Annotated in this window: 19 protein-coding genes and 1 pseudogene; 12 read left to right on the top strand and 8 right to left on the bottom strand. The window is 74.3% G+C overall.

The window, feature by feature from the left end:
- The 5 genes from ACFVTF_RS24450 to ACFVTF_RS24430 all read left to right on the top strand — a co-directional run bounded on the left by ACFVTF_RS24450 (position 1) and on the right by ACFVTF_RS24430 (position 4,023).
- Entirely contained in the window at positions 1–138 is a 138-nt protein-coding gene (locus ACFVTF_RS24450; RefSeq protein ID WP_387816555.1) for a DUF397 domain-containing protein, read from the top strand.
- A 20-nt stretch (positions 139–158) separates the two neighbouring features.
- Positions 159–392 carry a DUF397 domain-containing protein gene (locus ACFVTF_RS24445; protein ID WP_387816451.1) on the top strand — a complete coding sequence of 78 codons (234 nt, stop codon included), beginning with the start codon at positions 159–161 and terminating at the stop codon, positions 390–392.
- 216 nt (positions 393–608) lie between these two features.
- The gene (locus ACFVTF_RS24440; RefSeq protein ID WP_387816449.1) at positions 609–2,129 is read left to right on the top strand and encodes a glycosyl hydrolase family 18 protein; all 1,521 of its coding nucleotides are present in this window, start codon (positions 609–611) and stop codon (positions 2,127–2,129) included.
- A gap of 152 nt (positions 2,130–2,281) precedes the next feature.
- Entirely contained in the window at positions 2,282–3,424 is a 1,143-nt protein-coding gene (locus ACFVTF_RS24435; protein ID WP_387816553.1) for a serine hydrolase domain-containing protein, read from the top strand.
- Positions 3,421–4,023 carry a hypothetical protein gene (locus ACFVTF_RS24430; RefSeq protein WP_387816447.1) on the top strand — a complete coding sequence of 201 codons (603 nt, stop codon included), beginning with the start codon at positions 3,421–3,423 and terminating at the stop codon, positions 4,021–4,023. Before ACFVTF_RS24435 ends, ACFVTF_RS24430 begins: the two co-directional genes overlap by 4 nt.
- A 92-nt stretch (positions 4,024–4,115) precedes the next feature.
- On the opposite strand, the gene ACFVTF_RS24425 is transcribed toward ACFVTF_RS24430, so the two are convergent.
- The 4 genes from ACFVTF_RS24425 to ACFVTF_RS24410 all read right to left on the bottom strand — a co-directional run bounded on the left by ACFVTF_RS24425 (position 4,116) and on the right by ACFVTF_RS24410 (position 8,746).
- The gene (locus ACFVTF_RS24425; RefSeq protein ID WP_387816445.1) at positions 4,116–4,925 is read right to left on the bottom strand and encodes an alpha/beta fold hydrolase; all 810 of its coding nucleotides are present in this window, start codon (positions 4,923–4,925) and stop codon (positions 4,116–4,118) included.
- Positions 4,926–5,050: 125 nt separating this feature from the next.
- Positions 5,051–6,565, bottom strand: a complete 1,515-nt coding sequence (locus ACFVTF_RS24420) for a PQQ-binding-like beta-propeller repeat protein (protein ID WP_387816444.1) — start codon at positions 6,563–6,565, stop codon at positions 5,051–5,053.
- A gap of 148 nt (positions 6,566–6,713) precedes the next feature.
- Positions 6,714–8,099, bottom strand: coding sequence for a carotenoid oxygenase family protein (locus ACFVTF_RS24415; RefSeq protein WP_387816442.1), 1,386 nt, complete (start codon positions 8,097–8,099; stop codon positions 6,714–6,716).
- A complete protein-coding gene (locus tag ACFVTF_RS24410) occupies positions 8,096–8,746 on the bottom strand; it encodes a TetR/AcrR family transcriptional regulator (RefSeq protein ID WP_387816440.1) in 651 nt (216 codons plus the stop codon). Before ACFVTF_RS24410 ends, ACFVTF_RS24415 begins: the two co-directional genes overlap by 4 nt.
- A 135-nt stretch (positions 8,747–8,881) precedes the next feature.
- On the opposite strand from ACFVTF_RS24410, the gene ACFVTF_RS24405 reads away from it, so the two are divergent.
- The 4 genes from ACFVTF_RS24405 to ACFVTF_RS24390 all read left to right on the top strand — a co-directional run bounded on the left by ACFVTF_RS24405 (position 8,882) and on the right by ACFVTF_RS24390 (position 12,222).
- A complete protein-coding gene (locus tag ACFVTF_RS24405; protein ID WP_387816438.1) occupies positions 8,882–10,336 on the top strand; it encodes a protein kinase in 1,455 nt (484 codons plus the stop codon).
- 156 nt (positions 10,337–10,492) lie between these two features.
- Positions 10,493–11,194 carry an alpha/beta hydrolase gene (locus tag ACFVTF_RS24400; protein WP_387816436.1) on the top strand — a complete coding sequence of 234 codons (702 nt, stop codon included), beginning with the start codon at positions 10,493–10,495 and terminating at the stop codon, positions 11,192–11,194.
- Positions 11,195–11,244: 50 nt separating this feature from the next.
- Positions 11,245–11,598 carry a DUF6204 family protein gene (locus ACFVTF_RS24395; protein WP_387816434.1) on the top strand — a complete coding sequence of 118 codons (354 nt, stop codon included), beginning with the start codon at positions 11,245–11,247 and terminating at the stop codon, positions 11,596–11,598.
- A gap of 72 nt (positions 11,599–11,670) precedes the next feature.
- On the top strand, positions 11,671–12,222 hold the full coding sequence (locus ACFVTF_RS24390) for a MarR family winged helix-turn-helix transcriptional regulator (RefSeq protein ID WP_387816432.1): 552 nt from the start codon (positions 11,671–11,673) through the stop codon (positions 12,220–12,222).
- Positions 12,223–12,285: 63 nt separating this feature from the next.
- On the opposite strand, the gene ACFVTF_RS24385 is transcribed toward ACFVTF_RS24390, so the two are convergent.
- Positions 12,286–12,831 carry a GNAT family N-acetyltransferase gene (locus ACFVTF_RS24385; protein WP_387816430.1) on the bottom strand — a complete coding sequence of 182 codons (546 nt, stop codon included), beginning with the start codon at positions 12,829–12,831 and terminating at the stop codon, positions 12,286–12,288.
- A gap of 363 nt (positions 12,832–13,194) precedes the next feature.
- Between ACFVTF_RS24385 and ACFVTF_RS24380 the strand changes: the two genes are divergently transcribed.
- Both ACFVTF_RS24380 and ACFVTF_RS24375 read left to right on the top strand, forming a co-directional pair.
- Positions 13,195–13,527 carry a sulfurtransferase TusA family protein gene (locus tag ACFVTF_RS24380; protein ID WP_387816428.1) on the top strand — a complete coding sequence of 111 codons (333 nt, stop codon included), beginning with the start codon at positions 13,195–13,197 and terminating at the stop codon, positions 13,525–13,527.
- Positions 13,528–13,675: 148 nt separating this feature from the next.
- Complete coding sequence (locus ACFVTF_RS24375; RefSeq protein ID WP_371516177.1) at positions 13,676–14,146, top strand: hypothetical protein; 471 nt, start codon at positions 13,676–13,678, stop codon at positions 14,144–14,146.
- 75 nt (positions 14,147–14,221) lie between these two features.
- Here ACFVTF_RS24375 and ACFVTF_RS24370 read toward each other — a convergent pair whose 3' ends face one another.
- The 3 genes from ACFVTF_RS24370 to def all read right to left on the bottom strand — a co-directional run bounded on the left by ACFVTF_RS24370 (position 14,222) and on the right by def (position 17,254).
- Positions 14,222–15,655, bottom strand: a complete 1,434-nt coding sequence (locus ACFVTF_RS24370; RefSeq protein WP_387816426.1) for an RsmB/NOP family class I SAM-dependent RNA methyltransferase — start codon at positions 15,653–15,655, stop codon at positions 14,222–14,224.
- Between the two features lie 68 nt (positions 15,656–15,723).
- Complete coding sequence (gene fmt, locus ACFVTF_RS24365; protein WP_371516178.1) at positions 15,724–16,668, bottom strand: methionyl-tRNA formyltransferase; 945 nt, start codon at positions 16,666–16,668, stop codon at positions 15,724–15,726.
- Positions 16,669–16,708: 40 nt separating this feature from the next.
- Entirely contained in the window at positions 16,709–17,254 is a 546-nt protein-coding gene (gene def / locus ACFVTF_RS24360) for a peptide deformylase (RefSeq protein ID WP_387816424.1), read from the bottom strand.
- A 313-nt stretch (positions 17,255–17,567) separates the two neighbouring features.
- Between def and ACFVTF_RS24355 the strand changes: the two are divergent.
- Positions 17,568–18,121: pseudogene (locus ACFVTF_RS24355) on the top strand (hypothetical protein); the annotation flags it as partial.
- Positions 18,122–18,171: the final 50 nt, after the last annotated feature.

The raw sequence follows: 18,171 nt of genomic DNA, 5'->3' as shown, positions 1-18,171 counted from the left end.
ATCGCGCGCTTCGACAACGGCGACGTCTGGCTCGGTGACGACAAGAACCCGAACCGCCCCCACCTCGCCTTCGACCAGGCCGAATGGACCGCCTTCGTCCAAGCCATCGAAGCCCGCGACCCCCGCTTCACCGCCTGACCACTCACCGGGAGGCCCACATGCCCGACCGGCACGACCCCTACGACCACGATCCCGCCTCTGCCACCTGGGTCAAGTCCCCCTATTCCGCAGAAAGCAACGGCGACTGCGTGATCATCGCCCGCTTCCCCAACGGCGATGTCTGGCTCGGTGACGACAAGAACCCGAACCGCCCCCACCTCGCCTTCGACCAGGCCGAATGGACCGCCTTCATCCAGGCCATCGAAGCCCGCGACCCCCGCTTCACCGCCTGACCACCCACCACCCCGCCCCGCCCCGCACCACCCGGCGCCGCTCACCGCCTCCCCTGCGGTGAGCGGCGCCGGCATTACCGCTCATCTGATCGACCGTCAACCAGTTCATCCGAACTGCCCCACACGCACAGCTCCCGCCATTACGCTCCCAAGCGTGATCACGCCCGGCGTCGATCCGGGCGCATTCCGTCATCACCACCACAGGGAGCGCATGCCATGAGCGAGCTGGTGTACCCGTCCGACCCCGGCCTCAACGGCCAAGCCGTGGACGCGGCCGAGCGCACGTACGAGATGAACGGCTTCGACCCGGCGCGGGAGGACTCGAAGCTCTCCTACACCCCCTGCCGGGTCGCCAAGCCCGCCTTCAACACCTACCGGCGCAGCGGCGAGCAGACCGTGTCCGGCTTCCTGGACACCACCTGGGCCTACGACAGCCGCCTGACCGACGACAGCGGCGGCCCCACCGGCGGGCCTGGCGCGGACCTGACCCGGTTGGAGGCCGCGAACGGCGCCTTCGACGAGATCGTCCTCGGCCTGGTCGGCCTCGTCGGCGGCCAGGGCAGCCTGGCGGCCGCCACCTCCCAGGCCGCCCAGGACTTCGGCATCGCCGCCTCCGAGCGCGGCGCCGTGACCTTCATCGACGCCTGGAGCGCGGCGGCCGCCTACCTCGGCTACGGGTTCGACGGCTGGGTCTCCAACGACTACCAGGACCTGTTCACCCAGCCGAAGGCCCAGGGCCTGCTGGGCGCCGCGCGGCGCCTCAAGGAGCACAACCCGGACCTCTCGGTCGGCCTGCACATCGGCGGCTGGGACCTGAGCGAGGCCTTCCACGCGATCGCCCAGGAGCCCGCCTCCCGGCGGCGGTTCGCCCAGTCCGTCGTACGGATCTTCCGTGCCTTCCCGATGTTCTCGACCCTCCACCTGGACTGGCGCTGGCCCGGTTCGGCCGGCGCCCCGGAGGCCGGGTACGGCCCGGAGGACGCCGGGAACTTCGCCGAGCTCATCCGTGAGACCAGGGCCGCGCTGTCCGCCGCCGACCTGAGCGCGACGGTCGCCGTCGCGGTGCCGGCCTCCGCCGCCCAACTGGACGCGATGAACGTCCCGCTCCTCATCGAGGCCGGCGCCGACCGGCTGGACCTGATGTCCTTCGACTTCTTCGGCAGCCCCTGGTCCGAAGGGCTCGGGCACCACACCTCGCTGCGCCGCGACTCGCGCAGCAGCCAGACGGACTGCGTCGACAACGCCGTCACCCACCTCGTCGAGCACGCCGGCGTGGCTCCTCACCGCATCCACCTCGGCTACGCCACCACCACCCGCAACGCCAAGCACGCGAGCATCACCGGCATTTCGCCGCTGCGCGGCAGGTACGACAACGGCTCGGGCCAGACGGTCGGCTCCTTCGCTCCCGGCACGAGCACCTGGGCCGACGTGCTGCGCAACTACCTGGACCTGGAGCAGGGCAAGGGCCGCAACGGCTTCGAGCTGTACACGGACGCCGTCGCCGACGCCGACTACCTCCACAACCCGAGCACCGGCGTCTTCCTCTCCCTCGACACCCCCCGCTCCGTCCGTGCCAAGGCCGAGTACGCCCGCGCCCGGGGCCTCGGCGGCCTGTTCGCCGAGCACGCCGAGGCCGACCCCGGCGTGCTCACCAACGCCGCCCGCGAGGGCCTGGGGCACACCGTCACCGCGACGGCCGTCGACATGAAGCCCCTCTACGTCACCGGCCGCAGCTGACGGCGGGTGACGGACCACCGCCCGGGCGCCGGCTCCCGACCGCCGCCCGGGTGGGAAACCGGTCGTGCCGAGCGGCCCGACGCCGTACCGTGGTCCGGTCGACGATCTTGGGGCAGCGACTCCACGAGGACCAGAGGACGGGGCTGGACACCATGCAGCAGTACCAGGGCTGGGCCGACGAACGGTTCGGCGCCGTGGCGGACGTGTTCGCCCGCAACTTCGACGAGTTCCCCGAACTCGGCGCCGCCGTCACGGTGTTCGCCGGCGGCCGCAAGGTGGTCGAGCTGTGGGGCGGGACGGCCGACGAACGCACCGGCCGGGCCTGGGCGCAGGACACCGTCGTCCCGGTCTTCTCCTGCGCCAAGGGCGCGGTGAGCATCAGTGCCCACCTGCTCGCCCAGCAGGGCCGCCTCGACCTCGACGCGCCGATCGCCCGCTACTGGCCCGAGTTCGCCCGCCACGGCAAGCAGGACATCACCACCCGCATGATCCTCGGCCACCGCGCGGGCATCCCGGCCCTGGACGCGGTGCTCCCCTTCGAGGAGATCGCCGCCTGGGCTCCCGTCGTCCGCGCGATCGAGGAACAAGCACCGCTCTGGGAGCCCGGCACGGCCTACGAGTACCACGGCCACGTCCTGGGCTTCGCGGTCGGCGAGGTGATCCGCCGGATCACCGGGCTCACGCCGGGCGGGTTCCTCCGCAAGGAGATCGCCGAGCCGCTCGGCCTGCCGCTCTGGATCGGCCTGCCGGAGAGCGAACTCCCGCGCCTGGCCCGGCTGGTGGAGGCGGAGGGCCGCCGCCCGATGCCCGGCCCGGAGCACCTGCTGACCCGGATCGTGACGATGAACGGCGCCCTGGTCTTCCCCGGCCTGGACGTGCCGCACGGCTGGAACGACCCGGCCCTGCACGCGATCGAGCTGCCCGGCGCGGGCGCGGTCGCCTCCGCCACCGGGCTGGCGGGGCTGTACGCGGCGGCCGCCACCGGCCTGGACGGCGGCCCGCGCCTGCTCTCGCACGGGACCGTCACCGACGCGGTGCGCGAAGTCTCCTCCGGCGCGGGCTTCCTGGGCTTCGACATGGGCGCCCGCTGGGGTTCCGGCCTGCTGCTCGACTCCCCGGCCTTCCGCCCGCTGCTGGGCGCGCGCAGCTTCGGCAACGACGGCGCGGGCGGCCAGTTCGCCTTCGGCGACGACGAGTTCGGCGTCGGCTTCGGCTACGTCGCCAACCGGATGATCGGTCACGGCGACGCCCGCGCCAACCGGCTGATCGAGGCGGTGCGCGGGTGCCTGGGGTGACGGACTTCCTCGCGCGGCTCACCGCGCTGGCGGCCACCGGCGGCCTGGACGGCCCGGACGGGCTGCGCTACAACGCCTCGCTGCCCGAACTCGCCGCCCACTACGGCGATCCCTGGGACGGCGGGCGGATCCACCGCGAGTCCCGCTGGCCGCACGGCTTCAGCTGGGGCGACGTGCAGACGGTGTTCTGCCACTGCCGCCGGCTCCAGTCGCTGTCCCTGCCCGTGTGGCACGGCGAACTCGAACTCCCGGTGGCCGGTGGCGGGTTGGTGACACTCGACACGCACGTCGCCGAGTCGGCGCTGATCGCCGCGCTGACCGCCGCCGGCTGCCGCTGGGAGACCGTGACGTACGAGAACGTCCCCGACCAGCGCACCCTGGAGGTGGCGGTGGCCGAGGAGGTCCGGGTGGCGTTCGTCCTCACCGACCGCGACGGTCACCAGGCCCGCGACGGCCACGCGGACCGCGAGGGCCATGACGCGCCGCCGCCCGAGGACTGGCTGCTGAACAAGGCCCTGCTGTGGGGCTACGACCACACCGACTGCCCCGAGCCGGACCGCACCCTCCCGGACGACGGCTGGGGCGCTGCGCCCAACTGACGTACACGGTCGACCCGTTGCTCTCAGCTCGTTGCGCTCGGCCCGTTCCGCCCCCGCGCGCACCGGGCCGGGCGCGCCCCCGGCGTGTGGGGTCACGCCAGGGCGCGCGGCAGCACCACCCGCACCCACTCCTCCGGCTGCGACAGGTGCGGCGCGTGCCCGGCACCCGGGTACAGGTGCCGTTCCGCCTTCGCCAGGGTGAGGTCGATGATGTCCAGCACCTCGCCGTACATCGGCGGACTGTTGTCACTCTGCGTGAGCAGGGCCGGTTCCGTGAAGCGGGCCAGCGCGTTCAGGTCGAGGTCCAGGGCGTCCGGGTCCCGCAGCTCGTCCAGGTAGGTCGGCGCGTTGCGCACGTACGTGTGCCGCACCGGCGCGGGCAGCTGCGCCCAGGCCCCCGGCCCGAAGGTGACCGTCTCCACGAACAGCTCCGCCGCCGCGGCCGACTCGGCCTGCTCCAGCAGCTCCCGGACGGCGGTGATCCGGTCGGCGAGCGCGGTGGCGACCGGCCGCAGCTCGGGGTCGGCGAGCAGGATACCGGCGCCGGGCGGCTCGTGCACGGCGATCCCCCGCAGCAGGTCGGGCCGGGCGGCGGCGAGCCGCAGCGTGATCAGCGAACCGTACGAGTTCCCGCAGACGAACGCCGGCGCGAGTCCGAGCCCGTCGATCAGTCCGGCCAGGTCGGCCGCGTCCTCGTAGACCGAACCCTGGGTGAGCGGGTCCTCGCTGCGGCTGTGGCCCCGCCGGTCGTAGGCGACGACGGTGGTCGACTCGGCCAGGCCCGGCATCACGCGCGCCCAGCTGTCGGCGTCGCTCCACGAGCCGTGCACCAGGACGACTCCGGGCCCCTCGCCACGGGCCTCGTAGTGCAGCGACACCCCGTTCACCCTGATCTCGGCCATCATGAGCCTCCCGATCTCGGCGGTGCTCCACCACCAGCCTGACACAGCCGCTCGGGGCGGCACCCCCGAGCCGCCGCCGTGACCGAGCGTGACGAAGAGCGGGCGGTCGAGGGCCCCGGACGGGCTCAGCCCATGCCCCGGGCCGGCGGCTCGTCCCGCGTGCCGTCCTCCGCCACCACCGTGAACCGGCCGGGCCCGGAGACCGACAGGTCCACGGGGTGGACGGACTTCGAGTCGTTGACGTCCAGTTCACTGCTCTTCCGCCCGGTCGCGGCGTCGACCCGGGTCAGCTTGTCCCGGGTCAGCGCCCACACCGACGCGCCGTCCACCAGCAGCCCCGTCACCTGGTCGTCCAGCCCGGACGTCCAGCGCTTCCCGCCGTCGGCGAGCGAGTAGGCGACCAGGCGCCCGGTGGCGATGCGGCTGGGGTTCTTCCCCCCGCTGATCCGGACGTCGTCCGGCTTCTCGCCGGGGACGATCAGCTGGTCGCCGACGACCACCCCGCCGAACAGCGGGCGGGCGGCGAACGCGTCGTAGGCGTGGGCGCCGCCCAGCATGACGTCGAGGTCGTACTCGTCCCCCGCGACCGGGATCGACGCCCGCTGCCGCCCCGCCCCGTCGAAGCTGAGGACAGCGTGCGTCCCGCGCTCGCCCTGCGCGTCGACCCAGACCGCGAGGGGCTCGGTGGAGACCACCGCGACGTCCTTCAGCCCGCCCGTGACCGGCAGGGCGACCTTGGTCCGCTCCCGCCCGTCCGCCGGGGCCAGCGACCGCAGCACCGGCGCGGCGTCGCCGCACTGCGCGACCGTCACCACCTCCGCCGGCCCGCCCGCCACCTGCAACGGCGAGCAGCCGGCGTCCGCGTCACCGCGCCAGGCGGCGCGCCCGTCGGCCAGGTGCACCGCGCGCCAGCCGGTCCGCTCCTGGAGGACGGCCTCGTCCCCGGCGACGGCGAGCAGATCGGGCGCCGCCGTGTCCCCGACGCGGCCGGGCGCGTCCGCAGAGGCGGTCCAGGCGGCCGTGCCGTTGGCGAGGTTGAGCGCCGTCACCGCCGCGCACGGCCGGTCGTGCGGGGAGTGGCCGAGCAGCCCGAGGCCGTGGCCCGTCCCGCGGCTCATGGCGCAGACGGAGTCCTCCCCCGGCGGCGTCCACCGCCACACGACCTGCCCGGTGGTGCCGCGGTAGGCCACCACCTGGTCGGGGCGGACCCGCACCACCACGTCCCCGCTGGTCCAGCTGCCGACGGCGCGGATCGACGACGGCCGGTCCAGCGGCGCCTCCCAGGCGTCGTTGAGGCCGGTCCCGGCGAAGGAGACGAACACGGCGAGCCCGAACAGGATCCCGACGGCGACCGCGGGGAAGCCGCGCCGGGGGTGGAGCAGCGCCCACAGCAGGCCGGCCCCGCAGGGCATCAGGCCGAGGATGCTGACGATGCCCATGAAGTCGAGGCTCTCGCCGCCGTAGCCCTGGGACGGCCCGATCAGCACGGCCAGGCCCATGCTCGCGAACATGGCCCCCAGTACCCCGCCGGAGACCACCATCCAGGCCTCCTTGTCCATCGCGAACCCGCCCCTGGCGAGGCGGACGGACCTGCGGGCCCACCCGGCCCCGGCGGCACTGTCCACGGGCCCCTCGGCCATGTCGGTCACTCCCCCGTCAAGCGCCGCCCACCGCACGAACGACGATCATCGGATGATCGCAGAGCCTGGCTCGATCCTGAACAAAGACAACGGAAAACTCCCGGCCGCACCGACGGAGAAGCCAACACCGACGGACCCGGCCCCGGTGCTACGCCCCGCCCGGCGACCGCTCCCCGCCCGGCACCCAGTTGCCGTGCAGCCCCAGCGGGACCCGCACCGGCAGGTGGATCCGGGCGACGGGCTCGCCGGTGAAGTCCTGGGCGGCGAGCACCACCAGGTCGGTGGCGGCCCGCGCCGGGTCGAACACGTACGCCATCACGTAGCCGTCGTCCTCCGCCCCGGGCGACTCGGCGGGGACGAACACACCCTCGCCCACCGCACCGTCACGCCCGAACTCGTGCGCCTCGGTGGTCCCCCGGACCACGTCGTGCTTGAGCAGCGCGTTGCTGAAGCCCTCGTCGGGGCGGTCGTCGTCGGGGCCGGCGGGCGGGGCGTAGAGCTCGACGGCCGCCGCGTAGCCGTAGCGGTGGGGGCGGCCGGAGTAGGCGGGGTTGAGGCGCGGGAACTCCTGGATCCGGTCGTCGAGGCGCTCCTCCGTGACCACCCCGGCCGCCAGGTCGACGATCCAGCGGTCCAGGGTCGGCCGGCTGGTGCCGATGTCCCGGAGGTCGATGCCCGGCGGGTGCCGCACGACGTCGACGACGATCTGCGTGTCCGTCCGCTCGTAGGCGTTGAGCGTGTGCCCCACCAGGTGCGGGGCGAGGTCGAACCACCGCACCTCGCCGCCCTCGCGCGGCAGCACGCCCACCCGGGCGCCGCGCCGCGCGTCCCAGGTGAACGGCACCCCGGTGGGCAGGTGCGCGGCGCTGAACACCACCGGCGAGTCGTAGAGCAGCACGAACCGCTCGGTCAGCGCGAAGTCGTGCATGTACGGGTTGCCGGGCACCGGGACGGTGGTGGTCCGCCGGACGGTCCCGGCGGCGTCCATCACGATGTGCTGCACGTGCTCCGACCCGTAGCGGAACGCCAGGGAGTGCAGTTCCCGGGTGCGCGGGTCGAACAGCGAGTGCGCGTTGGCGCTGTACCCCTCGGGGGTCGCGCCCAGCTCGCACGGCCCCACCGTGTCCAGCTCGTAGCCGAGTTCGTACGGCCGGATGCCGCCCTCGATGAGCGCGAACGTGCGGCCCGCGAACCCGGCGACCTGCACGTTCGGGGAGATGTCGAGGCGCTCGTCGACGGGGGTGCCCCGGCGCGCCTCACCGAGCCGGTCGGCGACGGCGCCGGAACGGACCCAGCGGTTGCGGTACCACTCGGCCCGCCCGTCCCGGATCCGGACGCCGTGCACCATGCCCGCGCCGAGCGTCCAGAGGTGCGCGGCCGGGTCCTCGATGCCGAGCGGGTTGGGTCCGTTGCGCAGGTAGCGGCCGTCGAGGTGCGCGGGTATCCGCCCGGTGACGGGCAGGTCGTACGCGGTGACCTCCTCCGTCACCGGGGCGAAGCTCCCCGACAGGTAGCGGTTGCGGGTGGTGGTCACGGGATCCTCCTCTGCTCACTCGGTTCCCGGTCGACGGAGGCCGGCCGGGTGCTGAACGCCCGTGCCACCGCGGCCATCAGCGCGTCGTAGCGCCGTCCGGCGTCGGCGGCGGGGAAGTGCCCGGCGAGTTCCAGGCTGACCGCGCCGTGCGAGGCCGCCCAGAACAGGCTGGAGAGCTCGTAGGCGTCGCCGGGCCGCAGGATCCCGGCCGCCATGCACGCCTCGACGGCGGCGACCGAGGCTCCGAACGCGGTCTCGGCCACGGCCAACGCCTCGGCGCTGGGCCGGAATTCGGGCACGGGCTGCTCGAACATCACCCGGTAGTACGCCGGTTCGGCGAGGGCGCGCTCGCGGTAGACCAGTCCGAGCTCGGTCAGGTAGGCCAACGGGTCGTCCCCGCACAGGACTTGCTCCTGAGCCCGGCGCAGCCGGGCGAAGCCCTCCCGGTACAGCGCGTCGACCAGCCCCTCCTTCCCGCCGAACATGGTGTAGAGGACCTTGGTCGAGGAGCCGATCTCGGTGGCGATCCGGCGCACGGTCAGCGCGGCGGGGCCTTCGGAGACCAGCAGGGTGATGGCGCTGTCGAGGATCACGGCGCGCACGGCGTCCTGGCCGGCCCGCTGCGCCTCCTGGTAGGGCGTGCTCATGGGCAACAACGTAACCGACTGGAAACAGTGTTACCAGCCTTTCCCGGGAGCACGGCCACCCGGTGGGCTCCCGGCCGGGGGCGGTAGGTTGGCCCGGGGGCCGGGGCGCGGCACCGGGGCGTGAAAGGGGCGGGGATGCAGCCGGGCGACGTACTCGACGGGCGGTACGAGCTGGTCGAGCAGATCGGCGAGGGCGCCTTCGGCGCGGTCTGGAAGGCCCGCGACGCGCGGATCCAACGGCTCGTCGCCGTCAAGGTGATGCTGCCGGGCAGCAACAACACCCCCAAGGACGCGGCCCGGTTCGTCCGCGAGGTGGCCACCGCCGGGGCGCTCAACCACCCGTCCATCGTCACCGTGCACGACTTCGGCCGACACGACGAGGCCGGCCGGCCGCTCTACTTCCTGGTCATGGAACTGCTCGACGGCGCCCCGCTCAGCCGCCACCTCGGCGACGGGCCGCTGCCCCTGCGCCAGGCCCTCACCTGGGCCGTGCAGATCTCCCAGGCCCTCGCCACCGCCCACCGGGCCGGCGTCGTCCACCGGGACGTCAAGCCGGCCAACGTGATGATCCAGTCCTCCGGCGAGGTCAAGGTCGTCGACTTCGGCATCGCCCGGGTCGGCACCGCCGACGACGGCATCACCAGCACCAACGTCATCGTCGGGACCCCCGCCTACATGGCCCCCGAACGCTTCGACAGCGGCGGCCTCGACGCCCGCTCCGACCTCTACGCCTTCGGCTGCCTGCTGTACGAACTCCTCACCGGCCGCACGCCGTTCCGCGGCACCCTCTACGAACTCATCCGCCAGCACGGCGAGGTCCACCCGGCCGCCCCCGGCACCCTGCGGCCCGGCCTGCCCGCCGACGTCGACGCCCTCGTCCTCGAACTGCTCGCCAAGGACCCCGACCGGCGGCCGCCGCACGCCGACCAGGTCGCCGAACGCCTGCTCCGCCTCGCCGAGCAGGCCGAACGGCCCCCGGCCGGCTACCACGCCACCGTCCGGGACGTCCCCGCCGCCGAGGAGGACCCGTACGTCCTCGCCCGCCGGCAGGAGGCGGACGCGCTGTTCCAGCGCACCCGCGACCAGGCCGCCCAGGTCGCGCTGCAGTTCGAGACCAGCATCGCCCAGCGCCGCCGCCAGCTCGACCAGGACCTCGCCGACCAGCGGGCCCGCGCCGAGGCCCGGGCGCAGCAGATCGTCACCGAGGCCCAGCAGCGCGGCGAGGAGCTCGAACGGGAGGCGGCCGCCCGGGCGGCCGCCAGCCTCAAGCAGCTCACCGAGGCCGAACAGCGCACCGACCTGCTGCGCCGGCAGACCGACAAGCTGCGCAACGACGCCGAGAGCCTGCGCCGCACGGTCGACAACGCCCGCCGCCAGGCCTCCGACTTCCTCGCCGACGCGGCCGCCAAGGCCGGCCTCGGCCCGGCCCCCGAACCCCGCCGCTCGATCGCCCCGCCCGCCGGCTCGCAGACCGGCTCCCAGGCGGGCTCGCCGACCGGCTCGCAGCGCCGGAAGCTCCCGAGCATGCAGGACCTGCTCTCCGGCCGGAGCCGCTCCACCGGCGGCGACCAGCCGGGCCGCTCCACCTGACCTCACCGCAACGCCTCGCACCCGAAGGCGAGTTGGGCCGGCCAACCAACGCCCCGCAACCGCGCCACCGGCCGGGCCCCGCGGCCCCCGCACGCGCACCGCGACCCGCCCGCGGAACCGTAGAATCCGCAGGTAGACACCAGGGAGGGATTTCGCGTGTTCCAGGCGCAGCGGCCGCGCACCGCACAACTGACCCCACGACTCGGCGACGACGGGACGGGGCGGGTCGACGGCGTCGCCCTGCTGCTGCCCGGCGGGTTCCTGCGCAGCCGACGCGGACCGCTGAAGGTCGCCGAACTGGGCCTGCGCGACCTCACCGCCGAACTCGCCGACCGTGGCCGCCCGCACGGCCTCGCCGTCCACCTGCTGCGCTACCGCTACAGCGGCTGGAACGGCGCCGACGCCGACACCGCCGTCGACACCCGCTGGGCCCTCGACGAACTCGCCCGCCGCTACGGCGACGTACCCGTCGTCCTCATCGGCAACTCCCTCGGCGGGCGCGCCGCCTTCTGGTGCGCCGGGCACCCCAACGTCGTCGGCGTCGCCGGCATCGCGCCCTGGCTGCCCAGCGGCGACCCCGTCGACCACCTCGCCGGTCGGCGCGTCCTGATCGTCCACGGCACCGGCGACCACAGCGCCGCCAACGCCAACCAGTCCCTCGAATACGCCCTGCGGGCCCGCCCGGTCGTCCCCGACCTCGCCCGCTACGAAGCCCCCGGCGCCAACCACTACCTCATCCGGCAGACCGCCGACATCAGCGCCCTCACCACGGACTTCACCCTCGACGCCCTCAAGGCCGAGCCGGCCCGGCTCGCCACCGGCACCGTCTGCACCCGCCTGCCCACCAGGCGCGCCTAGCGTCGAAATCGGGTTGGCGGTCGACCGCCCGCTCTGCCTATGGTCGGTGGATGACCACTCGAACCTTCCGCATCATGGTGCGCGGCGTCTTCGACGGCCTCAGCGCCGAGCAGCACGCCGAACTCCTCGCCCGCGCGCCCGAACACGACGTGCTGCGCGCGGCCTTCACCCCCGAGGGACACCTCAGCTACGACCTCGGCGCGCGGGCCGCCTTCACCTTCCGCTTCCTCGACTCTGGCGAGGCGGAGGAGGACATCCTGGCGGCCGCCGAGCGGGCCGAGCAGGCGGCGCGGGCCTGGCTGGCCGAGCGCGGCTACGGCCACAAGAACCTGCGGTCCCAGGCCGAGGACCTCTCGCAGGCACCGCTCGGCAAGCGCCAGCGCCGCGCCGCCAACGCCGGCTAGCCCCCTCCCCCCTCCCGCTACCTCCTTGACGGCTCTCCGCACCGGTATGCTTGAGTAGTCAAGGAGGTAGCAATGACAGACCCGCACGCCGACCCGCACAGGACCCCCCAGGCCGACCCGCAGACCGACCCCCCGGCCGACCCACACCCGGACACCCGGCCCGACCCGCTGGACACCGCCCTGCGACTGGTCCGCGCCCAGGCGGCCGTGGCCAAGCGCTTCGACGCGAGCCTCGGCGGCCTGCACGGCGTGAGCCTGTCCGACTTCACCCTGCTGCTCCACCTCGGCCACGCCCCCGGCGGCCGGATGCGCCGGGTCGACCTCGCCGAGGCCCTCGGCCTCACCGCCTCGGGCGTCACCCGCGGGCTGGCGCCGCTGGAGCGGATCGGCCTGGTGAGCCGGGAGGCGGCGGCCCGCGACGCCCGGGTCGCCTACGCGGCCCTGACGCCGACCGGCCGCGAACGGCTCGCCGAGATGCTGTACACGGCCCGGAAGGTCGCCGACGACCTCTTCGCCGACGACCAGTGGAGCCCCGACGACCTCGGCCGCCTCGCCGTCCTGCTCACCCGCCTCGGCGGCACCGCCCCCGACCAACGGCCGGGGGCGGCCACAGCCCGCGACTGACGAACCAGCGGACTGCTGAACTGTCGAACCGTCGGACTGCCGGACTGCCGGACTAAGAAACCGCTAGATCCCGAACGGCGCCGCGTACCGCACCGTCCCGGACGGCAACGGGTGCCGCTCCGGGTCCAGGGCGAGGGCCATCAGCGCCTCGTCCGGCACCTCGATGGTCAGCCCGATCCCGTGCCCGGAGGCCCGGCCGAAGCCGAACCGCGGGTAGTAGTCCGGGTGTCCGAGGACGACGACGAAGCGCTCGCCCAGCCGCCGCGCCGCCTCCAGGGCGGCGCGGGTGGCGGCGGAGCCGGCACCGGTCCGCTGGTACTCGGGCAGGACGGCGACGGGGGCCAGGCAGAGCGCCGGGGTGTCGCCGATGTGGCAGCGCGTCAGCAGGGCGTGGCCGACCGGACGGCCGTCCTCGGCCAGGGCGAGCTGCGACAGTTCGTCGATCCAGGCCTCGTCCGCACGCAGGGCGTCGACGAGGTCGGCCTCCCCCGGGGTGTCGAAGGCGGCCAGCACGATCTCCCGGACGGCTGCGGCGTCCGCGGCGGTCTCGGCGCGGGTGGTCCACGGGGAGTGCGAGGGGGTGTGCGAGGTCACGTTGAACGTGGTCATGATGAACGAGGATCCGTTCCACAGTGGTGTGTTCGTCCGAGGACGTCAACGCGTCCTCGGCCCCGCGAGCTCACGCTCCCAGCGGGGACAGGGGATTGGGGGGAAGGTCAGGCCGACGCCCGGGACGTGAGGGTGGTCCGGGCGCTGCACACGGCGACGGCCTTGGGCGCGGTCATCAACCCCACCTCCTCGTTTCCCTTGATCCTGGTCGAACACGAACTCCCCCACGGTAACACCGCCCCCACGCGACCGTCACCCGGATTTCCGAACCCTCCCGGCGCCCTGCCCGGGCCCACCTCCTAGGCTGAGCCCGGCACCCCTGCACCCCGGCACCGCCGCACCACCGCGAAGGGCAGCACCCCCATGACCCACACCCCCGGACAGCAGCCCGGCCAGAAACCCGCCCCCGACCTGACCGTCGACGGCACCGGTCTGCTCTGCGTCCAACTGCTGCTGCGCCTGCGCGCCCGGATCGCCGACCTGCCCGCCGGCGCGGTGGTGCACATCCACACCACCGACCCCGCCGCCCCCCTCGACCTGCCCGCCTGGTGCCACCTGACCGGCCACGAGTACCTCGGCCCCGTCCCGCATCCGGCCACCGACCGCGAGGTGTACGCCCTGCGCCTCACCGCCGCGGCCCGCCCGACCCGCGCCGACCGCCCCTGGCACCCCGCACCGGACCCGGCCACCGACTGACCACCCCGGCCCCGCCTCCGGCCCGAGAGCCCCGCGCGCCCCGCCCACCGCCGGCCGCCCACCGCCGGCCGCCAGGCTCCCTTCGGCGGTCCGGTGTGCCACGATGAGGAGAGCCGAACGGCCAAGCCTCACAGGGAGGTTGACCACCATGGATCCGATCCTCAGCTGCCACTGGCACGACCAGGACGGCGAGTGGGCACTGTCCGTCAGCCGCAACGGCGACGGCTGGGAGCTGCTCGCCGCCGCGCCCCACTGGTCCGAGTCGCTCCCGTTCGCCGAGCCGGAGGACGTCCGCCGGCTCGCCCAGGCGCTGCTGGACCTGCCGTCCGATCCGGAGCCGTACGAGTTCGAATGGCGGCTCTCCCGGACGGAGTTCGAGCGCACCGAGAACGAGCGCACTCACTTCGCGACGCTCGCCGTCGGGCTGGACCCCACCGACGGCCACCGGCCCTACCTCGCCTACCAGTCGTACTACCACTGGGGGCAGGCGAGCGGGCTCGGCCTGGAGGTGATCTGCGAGGACCCCCCGGTCGACCGCCTCCGCGCCCAGGCCCACGCCCTCCTCACCGACCTCCCCGGCCCCACGCCCGCCCGGCCGCAGCCCCCCTCACCCGGCTGAGCGCACGCCCAGCACCGCCTGCGCCGCCCACCAGGTCACGCGATCACGCCATCACCGGATCACGCGATCACCGGATCACGCCGTCCGCCGCAGCAGCGCCAGGTACATCGCGTCCGTCCCGTGCAGGTGCGGCCAGAGCTGCACGTCCGGCCCGTCCCCGAGCGCGGGGACGCCGGGCAGCAGCGGGCGCGCGTCGATCCACTCGACCCGGCCGCCCTCGGCCCGCAGCACGTCGTCCACGACGGCCCGGGTCTCCGCGAGGTGCGGCGAGCAGGTCGCGTACCCGACCACCCCGCCGACCCGGGTGGCGTCGATCGCCGAGCGCAGCAGGTCCCGCTGGAGCGGGCCGAAGGCCGCGACGTCGGCGGGGCGGCGGCGCCAGCGCGCCTCCGGGCGGCGGCGCAGGGCGCCCAGGCCGGAGCACGGCACGTCGACCAGCACCCGGTCGAAGCCGTCGGAGCGCCAGGCCGGGCGGGTGCCGTCCGCGGTGATCACCGTGTACGGGCCGGGGTTGCCCTCCAGCGCCCGGGCGACCAGCCGCGCGCGGTGCGGCTGCTTCTCGCTCGCGACCAGTCCGGCGCCGCGTTCGGCGGCCAGCGCCGCGAGCAGCGCGGCCTTGCCGCCGGGGCCGGCGCAGCCGTCCAGCCAGAGCCGGTCCGGGCCGTCCAGTGGGGCGCTGGCCAGCGCGAGGGCGACCAGCTGGCTGCCCTCGTCCTGGACGCCCGCCCGGTTGTCCCGGACGGCCTCCAGCGAGCCCGGGTCGCCGCCTTCGGCGAGCCGCAGCGCGAACGGGGACCAGCGGCCGGGCTCGGCCTCGGGCAGCGCGTCGGCGAGTTCGCCGACGTCGATCCGGCCGGGTCGGGCGACGAGGGTCACCTCGGGCCGCTCGTTGTCGGCGCGCAGCAGGTCCTCCAGGGCGCTGCGCCCGGAGGCGTCGGGCTGCCAGCGGCCGAGCGAGTCCCAGAGCGCGGAGACGACCCAGCGCGGGTGCGAGTGGACGACGGCGAGGTGGTCCTCGGCGTCCTTCTCGTACGGCGGGGCGACCTTCTCGATCCAGGCGTCCAGGTCGTGGGCGCTGATCCGGCGCAGGACGGCGTTGACGAACTTGGCCTTGCCGTCGCCGAGCACCACCCGGGCCAGCTCGACGGTGGCCGAGACCGCCGCGTGGCTGGGGATGCGGGTGGTGAGCAGCTGGTGGGCGCCGAGCGAGAGCACGTCCAGGACCGGCGGGTCGACCTTGCTGAGCGGCCGGTCGATGCAGGCGGCGATGATCGCGTCGTAGGTGCCCTGAAGGCGCAGGGTGCCGTAGACGAGCTCGGTGGCCAGGGCGGCGTCGCGCCGGTCCATGCCCTTCTGCTCGGCTTCGCGGAGCAGCGACGGCAGGATCAGGTTGGCGTACGCGTCCCGCTCGTCGACGGCGCGCAGCGCGCGGAACGCGACGATCCGGGCCGGGTCCTTCTTCGGGCGGCGGTGCGGGCGGGGGGCGCGCTGGGCGCTGGGGGTGGTCACAGGGTGCCTCAAGGTGCTGCGGTGGTTATCGGTGGTTATCAGACGAACAGTAACGCTAAACCTGAGCCTCAGCCCTCGGAGCCGAAGCGCTCCCCGGACTCCAGCCGCGCCCCGCGCGCCCAGTCCGCCGCCCGCATCTCCTTCTTCCCCTGCGGGCGGACCTCCCCGAGTTCGACGTCGTGGCTGCCCGTCCCGACCCGCACGCTGTTCTTGCCGACCACGGCCAGCTCCCCGGGCGCCAGGGCGGACGAGTCGGTCAGCAGCTTCACCGGCCCGGTGATCTTCAGCCGCTCGCCGCGGAACTCCGTCCAGGCGCCGGGCGCCGGGGCGCAGCCGCGCACCACGCGGTCGATCCGCAGGGCGGGGTGGCTCCACTCGATGCGGGCGTCCTCGACGGTGATCTTCGGGGCGAGCGTGACGCCCTCGGCCGGCTGCGGGAGGGCGTGCAGGGAGCCGTCCTCGATGCCGTCCATGGTGGCGGTGAGCAGGCGCGCGCCGGACACCGAGAGGCGGGTGAGCAGTTCGCCGCTGGTGTCGGTCGGGCGGATCTCCTCGGTGATCACGCCGTAGACCGGGCCGGAGTCCAGGCCCTGCTCGATCAGGAAGGTGGCCGCGCCGGTGACCTCGTCGCCGGCCAGCACCGCATGCTGGACGGGGGCCGCGCCGCGCCAGGCGGGCAGCAGCGAGAAGTGCAGGTTGACCCAGCCGTGCTTGGGGATCTCCAGGGTGCCGGGGCGCAGCAGCGCGCCGTAGGCGACCACCGGGCAGCAGTCGGGGGCGAGTTCGGTGAGCCGGGCGACGAACTCCGGGTCGCTGGGCTTCGCCGGCTTGAGGACCTCGATCCCGGCCTCCTCGGCGCGCTGGGCGACGGGGCTGGCGACCAGCTTGCGCCCTCGCCCGGCGGGGGCGTCGGGGCGGGTGACCACCGCGACGACCTCGTGCCGGTCGGAGGCGAGCAGGGCGTCCAGGGCGGGAACGGCGACCTCGGGGGTGCCGGCGAAGACGAGACGCATCAAGTGCCTTTCTGCAAGAGAACGTTGGGGATCAGAGGGGTCAGCGCGCGGCGCCGAACGTGCTGTGCGGGGAGACCTTGACGACCGGCGCGGGCGCGCCGCCCCAGTCGGCGTCGCGGATCGCCTTCAGCGCGGCCTTGCGCTGCTCGCGGTCGAGCCGGTCGATGAAGATGATGCCGTCGAGGTGGTCGGTCTCGTGCTGGATGCAGCGGGCGAGCAGCTGGGTGCCCTCCAGGGTGACCGGATCGCCGTACATGTTGAAGCCCTTGGCGACCACGCCGTAGGCCCGCTTGGTGTCGTAGCGCAGTCCGGGCAGCGAGAGGCAGCCCTCGGGGCCGTCCTGCTCCTCCTCGGTCAGCGACAGGTCCGGGTTGATCAGGTGCCCGGTGACGCCGTCCACGTGGTAGGTGAACACCCGCAGGGAGACCCCGAGTTGGGGCGCGGCGAGGCCGGCACCAGGGGCGTTGAGCATGGTCTCGGTGAGGTCGCCGACCAGGGTGCGCAGTTCCTTGTCGAACGTGGTCACCGGCTGGGCGGTGGCCCGCAGGACGGGGTCTCCGAAGAGCCGGATCGGCTGGATCGCCACGGGGTACGGGCTCCTGTCCGTCGAGGGTGCGGGGCTGCGGGCAACTACGGGTTCCCGGCAAGTCTATGCAACGCACCGGGCCCGCCGCCCATGCCCTCACGCGGCCCCTCGCACCGCCCCTCGGAGCCTCCCTCACACCGCCCCGAACGCCCCTCCCCCACCCCGGCAGCGGCTTCTGGCATATCCCGAGTGTGCCCGGCGGCGTTACCCCGGCCCCCGCTTCGGCGTTGGTCAAGTGAGATTGACCGGGGCCGGGCGCACGGGACACCGCGCCCCGGCCGAGCTGAACCGTACGGAAGGTGGCACGTAGGCCATGGCCGAGCAGATCAACCACGACGCCCGGGCGCGGGCGAGCCTGCACCTGCTGGTGCGGGACATCGAGCGGGTGAGGCGGCAGGTCGACGCGCTGCGGACGCTCACCGCCCAGTTGGGCAACGTCTACCGTCCGCGCCGGCCCAGTACGTCGGCCGGCTTCGTCGTGTACGGGCGGGCGCCCGCGCCGACCGTGCGCCTGGCGCAGGAGCTGAGGGAGAGCGTGGAGACCCTGGTCGCGGCGGCGGTCGAGTTCGACCGGGCGCTGGGCTTCTCCTGGGACTCGGTGGGCTCGGCCCTCGGGGTCACCAAGCAGGCCGTGCACCGCCGGTACGGGATGCGCCGCCCGACCAGCGAGCTCCTCGCCGCCAGCGGCGCCGTCCCGGGCCAGAGCCGCCCGGACCGCTCCGAGGAGCTGCCCGCCGCACCGTCCGGCGGCCTGGCGGCGACCGTCCCGGCGGCCCGCCAGGGCGGCCTGGACCGCAGCAGCCTCGACCGCAACGCCCTGGAGCGCGGCAGCCACGACCGCACCCCCCTCCCGGACCGCCCCCCGGTCGACCGCACCACCCCCGAGCGCGCCCCGATCGACCGCACCCCGGTCGACC

This window comes from Kitasatospora sp. NPDC057940 (assembly GCF_042887425.1).
Classification (GTDB): Bacteria; Actinomycetota; Actinomycetes; order Streptomycetales; family Streptomycetaceae; genus Kitasatospora.
This window is presented reverse-complemented; position numbering and strand designations above follow the sequence as displayed.

Bases quoted from the DNA above. Each gene is read 5' to 3' on its own strand.
- ACFVTF_RS24445 (WP_387816451.1), top strand. From the start codon at position 159: ATGCCCGACCGGCACGACCCCTACGACCACGATCCCGCCTCTGCCACC.
- ACFVTF_RS24440 (WP_387816449.1), top strand. From the start codon at position 609: ATGAGCGAGCTGGTGTACCCGTCCGACCCCGGCCTCAACGGCCAAGCC.
- ACFVTF_RS24435 (WP_387816553.1), top strand. From the start codon at position 2,282: ATGCAGCAGTACCAGGGCTGGGCCGACGAACGGTTCGGCGCCGTGGCG.
- ACFVTF_RS24425 (WP_387816445.1), bottom strand. From the start codon at position 4,925: ATGGCCGAGATCAGGGTGAACGGGGTGTCGCTGCACTACGAGGCCCGT.
- ACFVTF_RS24420 (WP_387816444.1), bottom strand. From the start codon at position 6,565: ATGGCCGAGGGGCCCGTGGACAGTGCCGCCGGGGCCGGGTGGGCCCGC.
- ACFVTF_RS24410 (WP_387816440.1), bottom strand. From the start codon at position 8,746: ATGAGCACGCCCTACCAGGAGGCGCAGCGGGCCGGCCAGGACGCCGTG.
- ACFVTF_RS24405 (WP_387816438.1), top strand. From the start codon at position 8,882: ATGCAGCCGGGCGACGTACTCGACGGGCGGTACGAGCTGGTCGAGCAG.
- ACFVTF_RS24395 (WP_387816434.1), top strand. From the start codon at position 11,245: ATGACCACTCGAACCTTCCGCATCATGGTGCGCGGCGTCTTCGACGGC.
- ACFVTF_RS24390 (WP_387816432.1), top strand. From the start codon at position 11,671: ATGACAGACCCGCACGCCGACCCGCACAGGACCCCCCAGGCCGACCCG.
- ACFVTF_RS24385 (WP_387816430.1), bottom strand. From the start codon at position 12,831: ATGACCACGTTCAACGTGACCTCGCACACCCCCTCGCACTCCCCGTGG.
- ACFVTF_RS24380 (WP_387816428.1), top strand. From the start codon at position 13,195: ATGACCCACACCCCCGGACAGCAGCCCGGCCAGAAACCCGCCCCCGAC.
- ACFVTF_RS24375 (WP_371516177.1), top strand. From the start codon at position 13,676: ATGGATCCGATCCTCAGCTGCCACTGGCACGACCAGGACGGCGAGTGG.
- fmt (WP_371516178.1), bottom strand. From the start codon at position 16,668: ATGCGTCTCGTCTTCGCCGGCACCCCCGAGGTCGCCGTTCCCGCCCTG.